Consider the following 16662-nt stretch of genomic DNA (forward strand, 5'->3'; position numbering starts at 1 on the left):
CCGCCGTGGAGCTCGCCTCGTACGCCGACCTCGCCGTTCGGCTGGTGAACACCGAGGAGCCCGAGCGCGGCACCGACGCGCTGACCTCGGTGGACGCGGTGCGCGCCCTGTTCTCCGACTCCTCCCGCGCCGCCGCGCTGGCCGACGAGTCCGACGTGCCCCGGCTGCGGGCGGTGCGGACCAGGCTGCGCGGGGTGTTCGAGGCGGCCGCCGAGGGGGACGAGGTCCGGGGCGTCGACCTGCTGAACAGCCTGCTGATGGAGTACCCCGTCAGTCCGCTGGTCTCCGGGCACGACTACCTGGACGACGCCGGCCGGCCGCGCTGGCACCTGCACCTGGCGGACAACTCGCCGACCGCCACCGCCCACTTCAGCGCCGTCGCCTGCATGGGCCTGGCCGTCCACCTCACCGAGCTGGGCGCCGACCGGCTCGGCATCTGCCAGGCCGCGCCCTGCCGCAACGCCTACCTGGACACCTCGACCAACCGCTCCCGCCGCTACTGCTCCGACCGCTGCGCGACCCGCGCCAACGTCGCCGCGTACCGGGCCCGCAAGCGCCAGGAGGCCGAGGCGGCCCTGCACTCGGGCGGCTAGACCGCGGCTAGAGCTCCTCGACGAACACCCCGAGCCGGCGGGCCAGGCCCGGCACCCGGGCCAGCCGGGGGCCGAGCAGCAGGCGCTCCAGCCCGCGACCGGGCGCCAGCCAGGCCGGGCTCGGGCGCAGCCGCAGCAGCACCCGGCCGAGCACCAGTTCGTCCGGGACGGGGCCGTAGCTGCGGCTGTCGCTGTCCACCGGGCGGTTGTCGGACAGCACCCACCAGCCGTTCGGGCGGCGCTCCGCGGCCCGCTTGACCACCAGCAGGTCCTGCTGGAAGGGGTGCCGGAACAGCACCACCGCGCCGGGCCGGACCGGCGCGCCGTAGCGGACGAGCAGCTGGTCGCCCTCGCGCAGGGTCGGCACCATCGACGGGCCCGCCACGTCGACCAGCCCGAACGGCACCGCGCCGCCCCCCGCACCGCCCTTCGGCTCCGTGCTCCGCGCCACGACTCCTCCTCCCGGATCCGCCCGGTCCGACCGCCCCAGTCTGCCGTACGGGCCGTCATCCGTTCGATGTCCGGATTACCCCGGTTCCGGGTCGGCCTTTTGCCCTAGGCCCACCGCCCGATCGCGAAACCCCGGGGGCGGAAGGGTAATCTCGGGCGCGGGAAGACGATCTAAGGAAGGACTCCCATGTTCTCTCGTCTGTTTGCACCTCGTGCCACGGCTCACGCCCACTGCGACCTGCCCTGCGGCGTGTACGACCCGGCGCAGGCCAAGCTGGAGGCCGAGTCGGTCAAGGCCACCCAGGAGAAGTACCAGGCCAACGAGGACCCGCACTTCCGCGCCCGCGCCATCATCATCAAGGAGCAGCGCGCCGAGGCCGTCAAGCACCACATCTCGGTGCTGTGGAGCGACTACTTCAAGGCCCCGCACTTCGAGAAGTACCCGCAGCTGCACCAGCTGATCAACGACACCCTGAAGGCCGCCTCGGCCGCCAAGGCGTCCACGGACCCGGCCACCGGCCAGGCCCTGCTGGACCTGATCGCCGAGGTCGACAAGATCTTCTGGGAGACCAAGCAGGCCTGAGCCTGACGCGTCGCCAGCCGGCCGCCCCCGTCCGCACCGTCGGACGGGGGCGGTCGTGCGTTCACGTCCGGCCCACCCCCGGTAAGGGTTGCCTGCCCTGAGTGGCTGTTATGCTGCCAGGGCGTCCGAGGGGGAAGTCCGGTGAGAATCCGGCGCTGACCCGCAACGGTGAGCACGGTCCGTATCCGTACGGCCGCGCCAGCCCGATCGCCCTCGGTCGCTGGACTCCCGACGACTCGCCGCGGACTGCGAGGGGACGGCGCCCGGGCACGCCCCCGGCCGGCGCCCGCCCCGGCACGCCCTGCGGCCCGAGGCAAGGCGCGACCGCACGTGAGTGACCCCGTTCGCCGAATACCGACCGTCCCGCTCGCCGCCGGCCTCGGCGTCGCCCTGCTGCTCTCCCTGGTCTGCGGGGTCGCCCTCGGCGCCTCCGGCATCGAACTCCCCCACGTGCTGCGACTGTTGGGCGCCGGACTGACGGGCGGCCGGCTGGACGCCGACGAGGCGGCGGCGTACGCGATCATCTGGGAGCTCCGGCTGCCGCGCACCCTGCTGGCCGCCGTGGTCGGCGGCGGACTGGCCGCCACCGGGGTCGCCGTCCAGGCGCTGGTGCGCAACGCCCTCGCCGACCCCTTCGTGCTCGGCATCTCCTCCGGCGCGGCCGTCGGCGCCAACGCCGTCCTGCTGCTCGGCGCCTTCGCCTCGCTCGGGGTGTGGGCGATCTCCGTCTCCGCGTTCGGCTCCGCGCTGGTCGCCATGGTGCTGGTCTACCTCGCCGCCCGCACCGCGTACGGGCTCACCCCGCTGCGGCTGGTGCTCACCGGCACCGCGCTCTCCTACGGCTTCTCCGCCCTGACCACCCTGATGGTCTTCTCCGCCGACCACGCCGAGGCCGCCCGGGACGCCATGATGTGGCTGCTCGGCAGCCTCGGCGGCGCCACCTGGGGTTCGGTGCCGATCGCCGCCTGCACCGTCCTGGCCGGACTCGCCTACCTGGCCTGCGCCGCCGGGCGGTTGGACGCGCTCGCGATGGGCGACGAGACCTCCGCCTCGCTCGGCGTGGACCCGGACCGGCTGCGCCGGGAGCTGTTCGTGGTGACCGCCGCCGTCACCGGCACCGTGGTCGCGGTCAGCGGGGCGATCGGCTTCGTCGGGCTGCTGATGCCGCACCTGGCCCGGATGCTGGTCGGCGCCGGGCACCGCCGGGTGCTGGTCATCGCGCCGCTCGCCGGGGCTTTGCTGCTGGTCTGGGTGGACATCGCCTCGCGCACCCTGCTGGCGCCCGCCGAACTGCCGGTCGGGGTGTTCACCGCGGTGCTCGGGGTGCCCGCCTTCCTGCTGATGATGCGTCGGCGCGGCCAGGCCTTCGGGGGTGCCCGATGAGCGGCGGCCGGGACCTGGGCCCTGTCCGGGACCTCGCCGTCGACGGCGTCTCGGTGGAGCTGGCCGGTGCCCGGCTGGTCCACGAGGTGAGCCTGGCGGCCGCCGCCGGGCAGGTGGTCGGGCTGATCGGCCCGAACGGCAGCGGCAAGTCGACCCTGCTGCGCTGCGTCTACCGGGTGCTGCGGCCGGCCGGCGGGGCCGTCCGGCTGGACGGCGAGGACCTGCACGCCCTCACCGCGCGCGAGGCGGCCCGCCGGGTGGCCGCGCTGACCCAGGAGCACCCCGCCGAGTTCGACTTCACGGTGGCCGAGGTGGTCGCCATGGGCCGGCTGCCGCACCGGCGCGGCCTGGGCGGCCCGACCGAGGCGGACCGGGAGCGCTGCGCGGCCGCGCTGCGGAAGGTCCGGGCCGACCACCTCGCCGAACGCGGCTTCCTGAGCCTGTCCGGGGGCGAGAAGCAGCGGGTGCTGATCGCCCGCGCCCTCGTCCAGGAGCCGCGGCTGCTGGTGCTGGACGAGCCCACCAACCACCTGGACATCGCCCACCAGTTGGAGGTGCTGGCGATCGCCCGCGAGGCCGGGCCGACGGTGCTCACCGCGCTGCACGACCTCAACCTGGCCGCGGGCCACTGCGATCGGCTGTATGTGCTGGCGGCCGGCCGGATCGTCGCCTCCGGCGAGCCCCACGAGGTGCTCCAGCCGGCGCTGCTGGCCGAGGTGTTCGGCGTCCGGGCCACCCCGGTCCGGCACCCCGGGACCGGCGCCCTCCAGCTGCTGTTCGACCGTCTCCCCTGATCCCCCGAGGAACTCCGATGCGCACCAAGGCCGTTGCCGCCACCGCCCTGCTCACCCTCGGACTGACCGCCTGCGGCGCCGAGATCGCCCCGGACCGGGCCGCCACCCCCTCCGCCCACTACCCGGTGACCGTGGAGAACTGCGGCGAGAAGCTCACCTTCGCGCAGAAGCCCGCCCGGGTGGTGACCAACGACGTCAACATCACCGAACTGATGCTCTCCCTCGGCCTCGCCGACCGGATGGCCGGCTACGTGATGCCCGACGACAAGGGCCGGGTCGACCAGGTGCCGTGGAAGGACGGCTACCAGCGGACCACCTGGCTCTCCAAGAAGGTGCTCACCAAGGAGATCGCCCTGGACGCCAGGGCCGACCTGGTGTTCGCCGGCTGGCACTACGGCTTCGACGAGGGCAGCGGGGTCACTCCCCAGGCCTTCAAGGCACTCGGCGTGGGGTCCTACGTGCTCAGCGAGTCCTGCCGCAGCGGCAAGGGCTCCGAGCGCGGGGTGATGGACCCGCTGGACGCGCTCTACACCGACCTGGCCAACCTCGGCGAGATCTTCGACGTCAAGGACCGCGCCGACAAGCTGATCGCCGAGTCCAGGGCCACCATCGCCGCCGTGCCGGCCCCCGGGCGCCGCCCGTCCGTCTTCCTGTACGACAGCGGGCAGGACAAGCCGTACACCGCGGGGAGGTTCGCCGCCGCGAACGAGATCATCGCGAAGGCCGGCGGGACCAACATCATGGCCGACCTGGCCGACACCTGGGTCACCGCCGGCTGGGAGAGCGTGGTGCGGCGCGACCCCGAGGTGATCGTGATCAACGACTACGCGACCCCGGGCGCCGAGGAGAAGCGCGCCTTCCTCAAGTCCTTCCCGCCGCTGGCCGGGGTCTCCGCGGTCAAGAACGACCGGATCGTGGTCATGGACTACGTCGACCTGGTCGAGAGCCCGCGCAACCCGGCCGCGATCAGCACCCTGGCCGACTTCCTGCGCACCGTCCCGGCCCGCTGACCGGCCCCTCGACGACCGCCCTCCGGTCGAGTCCGCCGGGCGTACGCTCGAAGGTGCGAACCGACGGAACCCGACCCGAACCGACGGAACCCGACCGGAGGAGCGAGGACCATGACCGCCATGGCGGCCCCCACCACCTTCGACGCCCGCGCGCTGCGCGAGGGCATCGAACGCCGTGACGCCGAGACCCTGCTGGCCCTCTACGCCGAGGACGCCGAGCTGCGCGTGGTCGACCGCAAGACCCAGCCCAGCCACCCCCTGGTGATGCACGGGCGCGACGAGATCGGCGCGATGCTCAGCGACATCTACGGCCGCGAGATGACCCACAAGCTGGAACAGGTGGTCGTCCAGGGCGACCAGGTCGCGTTCCTGGAGTCCTGCCGCTACCCCGACGGCGTGCGGGTGCTGATGGCCTCGATGGCCGGTCTGCGGGACGGCCGGATCGTCGACCAGACCTCCGTCCAGGCCTGGGACGAGACGGGGCCCGAGCAGTAGGCTCGCGGCATGATCCGCACCGCCGTCGTCACCGACGTTCCCGTCATCCTGGCCATGATCCGCGAACTGGCGGAGTACGAGAAGGCCCCGCAGGAGGCGGTGGCCACCGAGGAGCAGCTGCGCGAGGCGCTGTTCGGCGCCGCCCCGGCGCTGTTCGGCCTGATCGCGGAGGACGAGGCCACCGGCGAGCCGGTCGGCTTCGCGGTCTGGTTCCTCAACTTCTCGACCTGGCGCGGCACCCACGGGATCTACCTGGAGGACCTGTACGTGCGCCCGGCGGCCCGCGGCGGCGGCCACGGCAAGGCGCTGCTGCTGGAGCTGGCCCGGATCGCCGTGGAGCGCGGCTACGCGCGGGTGGAGTGGTCGGTCCTCGACTGGAACCAGCCCTCGATCGACTTCTACAAGTCGCTGGGCGCGGTGCCGATGGACGACTGGACGGTCCACCGGCTCACCGGCGAGGCACTCCTGGCCGCCGGAAGCCGTTGAACGGACGCACGGAGTAGGGGCAAAGCCCCTGCCACCCTGCGTCGCAATGCCTTACCATGAGTAACTCCCGCACCGGGTGCGGAGGACGCCCCCTCGGGGGTACCGAGCAAGTACAGTGCGTCACCCAGGAGGCAAGGGTGTCCCAGATCGACAGCGATCTCGGCGTTCAGGACTTCGTGGAGGTCCGGCTGCCAGCGGCGGGGGCCTACCTCTCCGTGCTGCGAACAGCGACGGCCGGGCTCGCCGCCCGGCTGGACTTCACCCTCGACGAGATCGAGGACCTGCGGATCGCGGTCGACGAGGCCTGCGCCATCCTGCTCCAGCAGGCGGTGCCGGGCTCCGTCCTGTCCTGTGAGTTCCGCCTGGTCGGCGACTCGTTGAAGGTGACCGTCGCCGCTCCCACCACGGACGGCAAGGCCCCCGAACGGGACACCTTCGCCTGGACGGTGCTCTCCGCGCTGGCCGGCGAGGTGGACTCCTCGGTCGCCGAGGACAACACCGTCACGATCAGCCTGCACAAGAAGCGCGGCGGCTCCGCCGCCCACTGACCGGGCACCGAGCAGCACCCTGCAAGGGCCGTCCGCCGTTCCCCACCCGGGGTCCGACGGGCGGCTCCCGGTACCGCCCCCCACGCGGTACGACCAACGAGACGATGCCGGGGCCGCGGCCCCGGTGCTCCCGGAACGGAACGGGGGAATGGCCGTGAGTGATCTGGACCGTACCGGCCTCGCGACGGCGGGACCTGCCGTACCGACCCAGGCGAGCGTTTCCGGCCTCGCCGCCAACGACGAAGCGCACCCGAAGGACGCCCACCGGATGAGCCACCCGACCGAGCCGACGTCCGAGCCGACGCCCGCCTCCCCTCCTGCGCCGGAGCCGGCGGAGGAGGAGGCCGCGGAGCTGCACGGCGCCGTGCCCGCCCAGGGCTCGCACCGCTCCGGCGCGCCGGACCGGGAGGCCGCCCGAGCGCTGTTCGTCCGGCTGTCCGCGCTGCCCGAGGGCTCCCCGGAGCGCGTCGAGCTGCGCAACCAGCTGGTGCGGATGCACATCCCGCTGGTCGAGCACCTCGCCAGGCGGTTCCGCAACCGGGGCGAGCCGCTGGACGACCTGACCCAGGTCGCCACCATCGGACTGATCAAGTCGGTGGACCGCTTCGACCACGAGCGCGGGGTCGAGTTCTCCACCTACGCGACGCCGACCATCGTCGGCGAGATCAAGCGGCACTTCCGCGACAAGGGCTGGGCGGTGCGCGTCCCGCGCCGCCTGCAGGAGCTGCGGCTGTCGCTCACCACGGCGACCAGCGAGCTCTCCCAGCGGCACGGCCGCTCCCCCACGGTGCACGAGCTGGCCGAGCACCTGGGGATCTCCGAGGAGGACGTCCTGGAGGGCCTGGAGTCCGCCAACGCGTACTCCACGCTGTCCCTGGACGTGCCGGACAGCGACGACGAGTCGCCGGCCGTCGCGGACACCCTGGGCGCCACCGACGAGGCCCTGGAGGGCGTCGAGTACCGCGAGTCGCTCAAGCCGCTACTGGCCCAACTGCCGCCCCGGGAGCAGAAGATCCTGGTGCTGCGGTTCTTCCGGAACATGACCCAGTCGCAGATCGCCGCCGAGGTGGGGATCTCCCAGATGCACGTGTCCCGGCTGCTGGCCCGCACCCTGGCCCAGCTGCGGGAGAAGCTCCTCGTGGAGGAGTAGCAGGAGCGAGAGGGACGGCCGCCGCAGCTCGGAGCTGCGGCGGCCGTCCGTCTCGTTCGGGGCGGTTCCGCGGGGGCGCTCAGTCCTCCTGCGGGGCGTACAGGGCCGCCGTCGTCCTCGGGTTCAGCAGCGAGCCGATGCCCACCAGGCCGAGCAGGCCGACCAGCACGCCGACCGCGACCATCGCGCCGCCGCTCTGGACCATGTAGTAAGCGACCGGCAGGCAGATCGAGTTGGTCAGCACGGCCGGGCTGCGGCCCCAGCGGCGCTCCTTGAGGAGCGCGCGGGCGGCCAGTATCGGCAGCACCCCGAGCAGCACGATGACCAGGCCGCCGAACTCGTTCAGGGCCAGCTGCTTGGCCTGGCCGGACAGCGCGGACACCATGTCCGAGACGCCGACGACGGCCAGCGCGGCGCCCTCCAGAGCGGTGATGGCGGCGCCCAGGGTGAGCGGGACCGGGCGGGCGGGTGCGGGGGCGGAGGTTTCTGCGGTCACTCCAGCAGGGTAGCCGCCGGTCGGTCCGTACCGCCCCGTAGGCTTTCCCCATGCGCGCTCTCCTGGTCGTGAACCACAAGGCCACCACCACCAGTGGCCGGACCAGGGACGTACTGATCCACGCGCTGCGCAGCGACCTCAAGCTGGACGTCGCCGAGACGCAGTACCGGGGCCACGCGCGCGACCTGGCCCGGGACGCGGCGCAGGACGGCACGGTCGACCTGGTGGTGGCGCTCGGCGGCGACGGCACCGTCAACGAGGTGGTGAACGGGCTGCTGACGCAGGGCCCGGGCGAGAAGGTCCCGCGACTGGCCGTGGTGCCGGGCGGTTCGACCAATGTCTTCGCCCGCGCGCTGGGCCTGCCGAACGACCCGGTGGAGGCCACCGGCGCCCTGCTGAACGCGCTGGAGCAGGGGCGCGAGCGGCCGATCGGGCTGGGCAAGGCGATGACCGACGGGCTGCCGGACCGCTGGTTCACCTTCACCGCCGGCCTCGGCTTCGACGCCGGGGTGGTCGGCCGGGTCGAGGAGCAGCGGCGGGCCGGGCGCAGGTCCACCCACGCCCTGTACGTCGGGCAGGCCGTCCGGCACTACCTCACCCAGCGTGAGCAACGCCGATCGGGCCCGGTGGCCCTGGAGATTCCGGGCCACGAGGCCGTTCCGGGCCTGGCGTTGACGATAGTCAGCAACACCTCGCCGTGGACGTTCCTCGGCAACCGTCCGGTCTACCCCTCACCGCTCGCCTCCTTCGACACGGATCTGGACGTCTTCGGGATCACCCGTATGACGGCGTTCGGTACCGCTCGAACGATCCGTCAGATCCTGCGGTCGTACGCGCCTTCGAGCGACGGCGCCCCGCCGGCCGGGCCGTCCGGGAAGCACGTCGTCTCCTATCACGACGTCAGACACTTCACCTTGGTTTCCCAGGAACCCGCGCCGTTCCAGGTGGACGGGGACCATCTTGGAGACCGGAGTCGCGTCAGTTTCACAGGCGTTCGGCGGGCACTGCGTGTGATTGTGTGACCGGAAGTGGGCTTCGCCCTTCTTCTCGAACGCACAAGCCCCCTTCACTCCATAGAAGTACTGGCTGTGAGCTAGGCGACACCGAAGAATCAAAAATTCCTCCCCGAAGGGGGTTGTATCCGAGCCCGAGGTTTGCGAACCTCTACATGGCGATCGGGACACATCGCAGCGACGGCGACTCCGGAACCACAGGAGCACCGACCGCGGGGTGTCCCTCGAATCGCCGAATCCCCCCAGCACAGACCACCCGGGCCCGGTAGGCCTTTGGTCTCTTTTGTTGTTGTGGGATTCGTGAAAGCGTTCACATTCACAAGCCATTCGATTATGCCGATCGGGCCACCCCCCGCGGCAGGAGGAGTTGGACGACCATGGACTGGCGCCACCGCGCTGTCTGCCGCGAAGAGGACCCCGAGCTGTTCTTCCCGATCGGGAACACCGGTCCTGCTCTGCTGCAGATCGAGGAAGCCAAGGCCGTGTGCCGCCGCTGTCCGGTGATGGAGCAGTGCCTCCAGTGGGCTCTCGAAACCGGCCAGGACGCCGGCGTCTGGGGCGGCATGAGCGAGGACGAGCGTCGCGCGATGAAGCGCCGTGCCGCCCGCAACCGCGCCCGCACCGCCTGATCAGCAGCATCCGGTCACACGCCGTAGTACCAGCAGTAACCGCAGGACCGCTCCACAACCGATCAACACATGATCAAAGGCTTCCCTGCACCTCCTGGTGAAGCCTTCCGCACCAAGGGCCTTGCTCAGCGAGGTCCCGCGACACCGGACCGTCCAGCCACTTGATACTGTTCACTTAGAGCAATACTGTGGAGCTATGGCGCTCACCGTGTGCAACGCACATGCGAGGTGTCGCACCACCCAGAGCCCCCGTTCCGGCCGACTCCCCCCGACGGCCGGAACGGGTTGAGAGGCCCTGTCGACCCACCCCCCCCCGGTCGACAGGGCCTCGTTTCTGTTTCCGCGCCCGGACGTTCCGCACCCGACGTTCCGCGCTCCGACGTGCACCCCGAGTTCCACACCCCGGCGTTCCGCGCGCCGACGTTTCCGCGCGCCGGCGCACAGAGCGTTCACCCGGCGCTTCCGCCGGGCGCACGCCCCTGTCACACAACCGAGTGCGCCAAGAACTCAGCGGACCGGGATCTCCAGGATCACCTTGGTGCCGCCGTTCGGACCGGCCACCATGTCGAAGGTCCCGCCCAACTCGCCGGTGGCCAGCGTCCGGACGATCTGCAGCCCGAGGTTGCCGGCCGTCTGCGGGTCGAAGCCCTCCGGCATGCCCCGGCCGTCGTCCTGCACGGTGATCAGTAGGTACTCCTCCGGCCGGGCACCGCCGTTCCAGCTGTCCGACCAGCCCTTGCCGGTCGCCGGCGCCCGGCCGCGCAGCGCGCTCACCTCCAGGTTCCCGGAGGCCGTCGGGCCGAAGGCGTGTTCCAGGGCGTTCTGCAGCAGCTCGGTCAGCACCATCGACAGCGGGGTGGCCACCTCGGCGGAGAGGATGCCGAAGCTGCCGCTGCGGCGGGTCGCCACCCGGCCGTCCTGGGACAGCTCCATCACCATCGCCAGCACCCGGTCGGCGATCTCGTCGAAGGCCACCTGCTCGTCCAGCGCCTGGGAGAGCGTCTCGTGCACGATCGCGATCGAGCCGACCCGGCGCACCGCCTCGTCCAGCGCGGCCCGGCCGGACTCGGACTCCATCCGGCGGGACTGCAGTCGCAGCAGGGCCGCGACGGTCTGCAGGTTGTTCTTCACCCGGTGGTGGATCTCCCGGATGGTGGCGTCCTTGGTCATCAGTTCGCGGTCGCGGCGGCGCAGCTCGGTGACGTCCCGGCAGAGCACCAGCGAACCGGTCAGCGTGCCCTTGGGCTTGAGCGGGATCGCCCGCAGGGTCACCACTCCCCCCTGGACCTCGACCTCGGTCTGGCGCGGCGCCCAGCCGCTGGCCAGCTTCACCAGCGCCTCGTGCACGGCCGCGCGGGAGGGCGGGACGAGCTCGGCGGTGGCCCGGCCCAGGTGGCTGCCGACCAGGTCGGTGGTGAGGCCGAGCCGGTGGTAGGCGGAGAGCGCGTTGGGGCTGGCGTAGGTGACGATGCCGTCCGCGTCCAGCCGGATCAGGCCGTCGCCGACCCGGGGCGCGGCGTCCATGTCGGCCTGCTCTACGCCGGGGTACGGGAAGCTGCCGGCCGCGATCATCTGGGCCAGGTCGGAGGCGCTCTGCAGGTAGGTGAGCTCCAGCCGGCTGGGGGTGCGCACGGTCAGCAGGTTGGTGTTGCGGGCGATCACCCCGAGCACCTTGCCCTCGCGCCGGACCGGGATCGACTCGACCCGGACCGGGACCTCCTCGCGCCACTCCGGGTCGCCCTCGCGCACGATCCGCCCCTCGTCGAAGGCGGCGTCCAGCAGCGGGCGGCGCCCGCGCGGGACGAGGTGGCCGACCATGTCGTCCTGGTAGGAGGTGGGCCCGGTGTTGGGCCGCATCTGGGCCACCGAGACGTAGCGGATGCCGTCCCAGGTGGGGATCCACAGCACCAGGTCGGCGAAGGAGAGGTCGGAGAGCAGCTGCCACTCCGAGACCAGCATGTGGAGCCATTCCACGTCGGCCCCGGTCAGGGTGGTGTGGCGGCGGACGAGTTCGTTCAACGAGGGCACATGGCGAGGGTAGCGCCGCCGGTCGGCGGCGGGCTCGGCGGACCGTGTGGTGGCGGTGGATGACTGTCCGGAGTTGTTTAGACCAATCTGCCGGGCGGCCTGGACAACCCAGATTGGTCTAGTCCACAATGGAAGGGCACCAAGGAGAGGCCCACCGCGCAACTGCCCTGACCGCGCGCGGCTTCTCCTCGGTCGGACGCCGCCGAACGAGGACCCCGCACAGTTCTCGATCGACACCGGTGACCGACGACAGCTCCGGGCTGCGGTGCCGCATGGGTTGAGGGTCCCGTGTCGGCGCCGTGGCCCGTAGTGCGTTCCGGGCCGTGCCGCCTCCGGCCCCTCCCCTCCCCCGAAGCCACGTTCCGCCGCTCAGCGGTCCGGCCCCCTGTCCACAGCCTGTGGACAGGGGGCCGGGCTCGTTCCCTCAGCGGGTCTCGGTGACCTTGGCGAGGGCGCGCGGGGCGTCCGGGTCCTGGCCGCGGGCGATGGTGACCTCGTAGGCCAGCTGCTGCAGCGGCAGGATCTCCAGGATCGGCTGGATCTCCTCGGGCACCCCGGCGGGCAGCGCGAAGCCCGCGGAGGCGGCGTCCACCTGGGCCTGCTGGCCGATCACCACGAGGTCCGCGCCGCGGCCGCGCAGCCGGTCCAGCACCGGCTGGAGGGCCTCGCCGCCCTTGCCGTCCGGGACGATCGCGATCACCGGCGAGACGTTGTCCACCATGGCCAGCGGGCCGTGCAGCAGGTCGGCGCCGGAGAACGGGGTGGCCGGGATGTACGTGGTCTCCATCAGCTTGAGCGCCGCCTCGCGGGCGGTCGGGTAGCCGTAGCCGCGTGAGGTGATGACCAGCCGCTGGGCGAAGCGGTAGCGCTCGGCCAGCGCCCTCACCTCGGCCTGGCGGGACAGCACCCCGGCGGCCAGGGCCGGCAGCTCCTTGGCGGCCGATCCGTCCCCGCCGCGCAGGCCCTCGACCAGCAGGTAGAGGGCGAGCAGCTCGGCGGTGTAGGTCTTGGTGGCCGGCAGCGCCTTCTCCGGGCCGGCCAGCACGTCGATGTGGAACTCGGAGACCTCGGCGAGCGGGGAGTCGGGGTTGTTGGTGACGGCGAGGGTGATCGCCCCGGCCTCGCGGGCGGCCTTGGTGGAGGCGACCAGGTCCGGCGAGCCGCCGGACTGGCTGACCGTGATCACCAGGACGTCGGTGAGGTCCGGCTTGGCACCGTAGGCGGTGGTGGTGGACATCGAGGTGAGGCCGGCCGGCTTGCCGAGCAGGATCTCGATCAGGTACTTGGCGTAGAGCGCCGCGTTGTCGGACGTGCCGCGTGCGGTCAGCAGGACGAAGCGCGGGCTGCGGGCGGCGATCCCGGCCGCGATCTCGCGGATCTTCGGCGCCCCCTCGTCGAGGATGCGCTGGAGGACGGCCGGCTGCTCGGCCATCTCCGCCGCCATGATCCGGCCGGGGACGGAAACAGTCTGCGGGTCGGACATCTGGGTTGCCTCCGATGAGATGGGTCGACCCCGCCCGGGCGGGTTGCCCGACGGGGATCTCTACGGCGGCGAGTCCGCACACTCGCTGCGGTTCCTGCTGCGCCATCCTACGAGCGCGCCCCCGGCGCGGCACCCCCGGCCCGCCCCCGCCCGGAGGCGGGCGAAGGCGGGCGGAGGCGGCGCGGCGGGGGCGTGACGGGAGGCGGTGCGGCGGGGCGGACCGGGCGTCAGGACGGGTTGTTGATCAGCTGGTCGATCGCGGCGTCGGCGTCCTTGGTGGCCTGGTCCACGGACTTGCCCTTGAGGATCGCGGTCAGCATGTCGGGGATGATCTTCTGCTTCTCCACCGCGCCCCAGCCGGGGGCCAGCGGGGTGAACCAGGCGTCCGGGACGGCGTTGGCCGCGGCGGCGGTGGTGGGCTTGTTCTTCAGCGGGTTCAGCTGGGTGAGGTTGTTCGGCAGGATGTCCTTGTCGGCCAGCGCCTGTTCGGACTTGGCACTGGTGAACATCCGGATCCAGTCGGTGGCCGGCGCGACCTGCTGGGACTTGGCGGTGACGGCGAGGTCGGAGCCGCCGATGAAGGTGGGCAGCGGCTTGCCGTCCGGGCCGGGCATGGTGGCGACCTTGACGGCGTCCTTGAGGGTCGGGTCGCCGGTGACCGGCGCGGTGACGCTGGCGGCCTCGTAGCCGTTGCCGTAGAAGGACGCGGCGTGCCCGCGCGCCATCGACTCGAACTGGTTCTGCTCGTTCTGCGTCAGGTCGCCCTTGTTGTACTTGCGGACCAGGTCGGCGAAGTGGCTGATGCCCTGCTGGGACTTGGCGTCGTGCAGGGTGCCGTGCCAGTTGCCGGAGCTGTCGAACTTGGCGATGCTGCCGCCGTACGCGGCCACGTAGCTCATCGCGGCGTACCAGTACGGGCCGGGCAGGTAGAGCGGCGAGAAGGTCTTGTCCGACTTGTTCTTGTCGGCGATCTTGTCCAGCGCGGTCAGCAGTTCGGTCTCGGTCCTGGGGAACTCCGCGCTGCCGGTGGCCTGTTGGAAGGAGCCGGAGTTGTAGACGGCGACCCGGGCGCCGGCGTAGTACGGCACGCACCACAGCTTGTCCTGGTACGTGCAGGTGTTGGCGAGCGCCTTGATCCAGCTGTCGGAGTTGTCGAAGGTGGTGCGGTCCACCGGGGCGAGCGCGCCGGAGAGCACGTACTTCATGGTCTCGGTGTTGCCGAGCTCGACCACGTCGGGGGCGCTGCCGTCGGCGATGGCCTTGTCGAGCTTGCCGACCTTGTCGGCCCAACCCTGGTACACCAGCTTGAGGCTGACGTTCGGGTACTTCGCCGCGAACTCGTCGTTGACCCGCTGGACGAGGTCCGGCCAGCTCTTCTGGGCGTCGTCCATCAGCCAGACGGTGACGGTGCCGCCGGCGCCCTTCGGGTCCGAGGAGGCGTTCTTGCCGTCACCCGAGGGTGAGCCGGACGAGGAACAGGCCGTCAGTCCGACCGCCAGTGCGGTGATCCCGAGCGCCGAAACGAGCTGACGCTTCTTCACGCCATCCTCCGAGGGTTGTCCAAGAACGGTGGTGCCCGCCGACAGCGTGATTGGCGCCCGCGGCGGGAGAGTCCGGGCGGGGGCGGCGAAGAGCTTCGAAGGGGGCGCGATACCACATCCGGTGAGGTTCAATTTCGAACCGGATGCATGGACTCTGGCCTAGACCAACTGTGGTGTCAACGGCCAACAGGCCCTGTTGCCAGGGCCGTTGCAGAGCCGTTGTACCGCGTGGCGATCAGTCGCCGGGCCGTCACCCTAAGTGGGGCTTAAGGTGGATTTAAGGCTCTCTTGAGGGAGCACGGTCATCCGACGGAAGCCCGGGCCGACACCCGGGAAACGGAACGGGCCCGCCATGCGACATGCGCATGACGGGCCCGTCGGCCGACGCCTCCCGGACCGGCCGGTGGCGTCTCTCCGCTCTCAGCCGACCGCTCCCGGCTGCCCGGTGAGCACCTCCACGGCCGCCAGCCCGCAGACCCGGGCGGCGCCGTGGGTGGCGATGTACAGCGCGCCGACCGGCTCGGACTGGGGCAGCCCCATCTCCACCACCGCGGCGTCCGGCCGGGCCGCCACCAGGCGGGCCAGCGCGGCGGCCATCCAGGCGTGCCGGTGGGCGTCCCGGACCACCAGCACCAGCCGGCGGCCCTCGGCGCCCGCCACCAGCTCGGCGACCAGGGCGTCCAGCAGCTCCGGCGCGGCCTCGGCGGCCGACACCTCACGGGTGCGGGTGCCCGGGAAGCGGTCGGCCAGCATGCCGGCCACGCCCCACGGGGTCACGTCGCCGACCGCGATGTTCGGCTCGTCCGAGAACGAGGCCACGTACGGGCGCTCGCTCACCGGCAGCACCTCGCGGCCCGGCGCCCGGACCACCTTCAGCGCCCGGCGCGCGGCCCGCAGGCCCACCGCGAGGTCCGGCTCGACCTGCTCGCCCTGGGCCGCGATCCGGCCCCAACTGCCCAGTGCCCGCACCCGGTCGGCGGCGTCCGCCAGCCGCTCCTCGGTGAGCCGGCCGGAGCGCACGCCCGCCACGATGGCGTCGCGCAGCATCAGCACCGTCTCCTCGTCGGCCAGCCCGCCGCCGACGCAGATCGCGTCCGCGCCGGCCGCCAGCGCCAGCACGGTGCCCTCGCCCATGCCGAAGGTGTCGGCGATGGCGCCCATCTCGATCGCGTCGCTGACGATCAGGCCCTGGTAGCCGAGGCCGCCGTCGGCCGGGGCGGCCCGCAGCAGGTCGCGCAGCACGGTGGGGCTCAGGGTGGCCGGCAGCTTCGGGTCCAGCGCCGGGACCATGATGTGGGCGGTCATCACGGCCTTGGTGCCGGCCGCGATCGCGGCCTGGAACGGCACCAGGTCGCGGGCGCGCAGCACGTCCAGGTCGACGTCGATGACCGGCATGCCGTGGTGCGAGTCCACCGCGGTGTCGCCGTGGCCGGGGAAGTGCTTGGAGCAGGCGGCCACGCCGGCCGACTGCAGGCCCTCCACCCAGGCGGCGGTGTGCCGGGCGCACAGCTCCGGGTCGGCGCCGAAGGAGCGGACGCCGATGACCGGGTTGCGCGGGTTGGAGTTGACGTCCGCGGTGGGCGCCCAGTTGTAGTTGACGCCGGCCGCGGCCAGCGCCCGGCCCAGCTCGCGGGCGACGTCCCGGGTCAGCGCCGGGTCGTCGATCGCGCCGAGGGCGAGGTTGCCCGGCCAGGAGGAGCCGGAGCCGGCCTCCAGCCGGGTGACGTCGCCGCTCTCCTCGTCGATCGCGATCAGGAGGTCGGGGTTCTCCGCGCGCAGCGAGCCGGTGAGGGCGGAGAGCTGGTCGAGGTCGACCACGTTGCGGTCGAACAACGCGACCGAGCCGAGCCCGGCGGCCAGGTGGCGGCGCAGCCAGGCGGGCGGCTCGGTGCCGACGAAGCCGGGCTGCAGGACGGTCAGGGCGTCCCGGTGGAGCTGGTCGCTGTCCGGGACGGTGGGAACGAGGATGCTCACGGTGGC

The 16662-nt window shown here is 72.2% G+C and carries 17 protein-coding genes; 11 read left to right on the forward strand and 6 right to left on the reverse strand.

Annotated features, from left to right (window positions below):
• Positions 1 to 5: 5 nt before the first annotated feature.
• The gene (locus tag ACZ47G_RS08590) at positions 6 to 593 is read left to right on the forward strand and encodes a CGNR zinc finger domain-containing protein (RefSeq protein WP_465740704.1); all 588 of its coding nucleotides are present in this window, start codon (positions 6 to 8) and stop codon (positions 591 to 593) included.
• A 7-nt stretch (positions 594 to 600) separates the two neighbouring features.
• Here ACZ47G_RS08590 and sodX read toward each other — a convergent pair whose 3' ends face one another.
• Positions 601 to 963, reverse strand: coding sequence for a nickel-type superoxide dismutase maturation protease (gene sodX / locus ACZ47G_RS08595; protein ID WP_465740888.1), 363 nt, complete (start codon positions 961 to 963; stop codon positions 601 to 603).
• A gap of 267 nt (positions 964 to 1230) precedes the next feature.
• Between sodX and sodN the strand changes: the two genes are divergently transcribed.
• The 8 genes from sodN (at position 1231) to ACZ47G_RS08635 (ending at position 7492) form a co-directional block, all read left to right on the forward strand.
• Entirely contained in the window at positions 1231 to 1626 is a 396-nt protein-coding gene (sodN, locus tag ACZ47G_RS08600; RefSeq protein WP_045699892.1) for a superoxide dismutase, Ni, read from the forward strand.
• A 330-nt stretch (positions 1627 to 1956) separates the two neighbouring features.
• Complete coding sequence (locus ACZ47G_RS08605) at positions 1957 to 3009, forward strand: FecCD family ABC transporter permease (RefSeq protein WP_465740705.1); 1053 nt, start codon at positions 1957 to 1959, stop codon at positions 3007 to 3009.
• Positions 3006 to 3803, forward strand: coding sequence for an ABC transporter ATP-binding protein (locus tag ACZ47G_RS08610; protein WP_465740706.1), 798 nt, complete (start codon positions 3006 to 3008; stop codon positions 3801 to 3803). Before ACZ47G_RS08605 ends, ACZ47G_RS08610 begins: the two co-directional genes overlap by 4 nt.
• Positions 3804 to 3820: 17 nt before the next feature.
• Positions 3821 to 4813: an ABC transporter substrate-binding protein gene (locus tag ACZ47G_RS08615; protein ID WP_465740707.1), complete on the forward strand. Its 993-nt coding sequence runs from the start codon at positions 3821 to 3823 to the stop codon at positions 4811 to 4813.
• Between the two features lie 111 nt (positions 4814 to 4924).
• On the forward strand, positions 4925 to 5308 hold the full coding sequence (locus ACZ47G_RS08620) for a nuclear transport factor 2 family protein (RefSeq protein WP_465740708.1): 384 nt from the start codon (positions 4925 to 4927) through the stop codon (positions 5306 to 5308).
• Positions 5309 to 5317: 9 nt separating this feature from the next.
• Positions 5318 to 5794 (forward strand): GNAT family N-acetyltransferase, encoded by a 477-nt coding sequence (locus ACZ47G_RS08625; RefSeq protein ID WP_465740709.1) that lies wholly within the window; start codon positions 5318 to 5320, stop codon positions 5792 to 5794.
• A gap of 137 nt (positions 5795 to 5931) precedes the next feature.
• A complete protein-coding gene (locus ACZ47G_RS08630; RefSeq protein ID WP_350504437.1) occupies positions 5932 to 6342 on the forward strand; it encodes an ATP-binding protein in 411 nt (136 codons plus the stop codon).
• A 154-nt stretch (positions 6343 to 6496) separates the two neighbouring features.
• A complete protein-coding gene (locus ACZ47G_RS08635) occupies positions 6497 to 7492 on the forward strand; it encodes an RNA polymerase sigma factor SigF (protein WP_465740710.1) in 996 nt (331 codons plus the stop codon).
• 79 nt (positions 7493 to 7571) lie between these two features.
• Here ACZ47G_RS08635 and ACZ47G_RS08640 read toward each other — a convergent pair whose 3' ends face one another.
• Positions 7572 to 7988: a hypothetical protein gene (locus ACZ47G_RS08640; RefSeq protein WP_465740711.1), complete on the reverse strand. Its 417-nt coding sequence runs from the start codon at positions 7986 to 7988 to the stop codon at positions 7572 to 7574.
• Positions 7989 to 8038: 50 nt separating this feature from the next.
• Here ACZ47G_RS08640 and ACZ47G_RS08645 point away from each other — a divergent pair, with 50 nt between their 5' ends.
• Positions 8039 to 9010 (forward strand): diacylglycerol/lipid kinase family protein, encoded by a 972-nt coding sequence (locus ACZ47G_RS08645; RefSeq protein WP_465740712.1) that lies wholly within the window; start codon positions 8039 to 8041, stop codon positions 9008 to 9010.
• Between the two features lie 368 nt (positions 9011 to 9378).
• The gene (locus ACZ47G_RS08650; RefSeq protein WP_014138019.1) at positions 9379 to 9630 is read left to right on the forward strand and encodes a WhiB family transcriptional regulator; all 252 of its coding nucleotides are present in this window, start codon (positions 9379 to 9381) and stop codon (positions 9628 to 9630) included.
• A 507-nt stretch (positions 9631 to 10137) separates the two neighbouring features.
• Here ACZ47G_RS08650 and ACZ47G_RS08655 read toward each other — a convergent pair.
• The 4 genes from ACZ47G_RS08655 to ACZ47G_RS08670 all read right to left on the reverse strand — a co-directional run bounded on the left by ACZ47G_RS08655 (position 10138) and on the right by ACZ47G_RS08670 (position 16656).
• Positions 10138 to 11658: a sensor histidine kinase gene (locus ACZ47G_RS08655; protein ID WP_465740713.1), complete on the reverse strand. Its 1521-nt coding sequence runs from the start codon at positions 11656 to 11658 to the stop codon at positions 10138 to 10140.
• Positions 11659 to 12082: 424 nt separating this feature from the next.
• Positions 12083 to 13141: an SIS domain-containing protein gene (locus ACZ47G_RS08660; RefSeq protein ID WP_465740714.1), complete on the reverse strand. Its 1059-nt coding sequence runs from the start codon at positions 13139 to 13141 to the stop codon at positions 12083 to 12085.
• A gap of 227 nt (positions 13142 to 13368) precedes the next feature.
• Positions 13369 to 14682 (reverse strand): extracellular solute-binding protein, encoded by a 1314-nt coding sequence (locus ACZ47G_RS08665; RefSeq protein ID WP_465740715.1) that lies wholly within the window; start codon positions 14680 to 14682, stop codon positions 13369 to 13371.
• A 420-nt stretch (positions 14683 to 15102) separates the two neighbouring features.
• Complete coding sequence (locus ACZ47G_RS08670) at positions 15103 to 16656, reverse strand: glycoside hydrolase family 3 protein (RefSeq protein ID WP_465740716.1); 1554 nt, start codon at positions 16654 to 16656, stop codon at positions 15103 to 15105.
• Positions 16657 to 16662: the final 6 nt, after the last annotated feature.

Source organism: Kitasatospora sp. NPDC030952, from assembly GCF_055571335.1.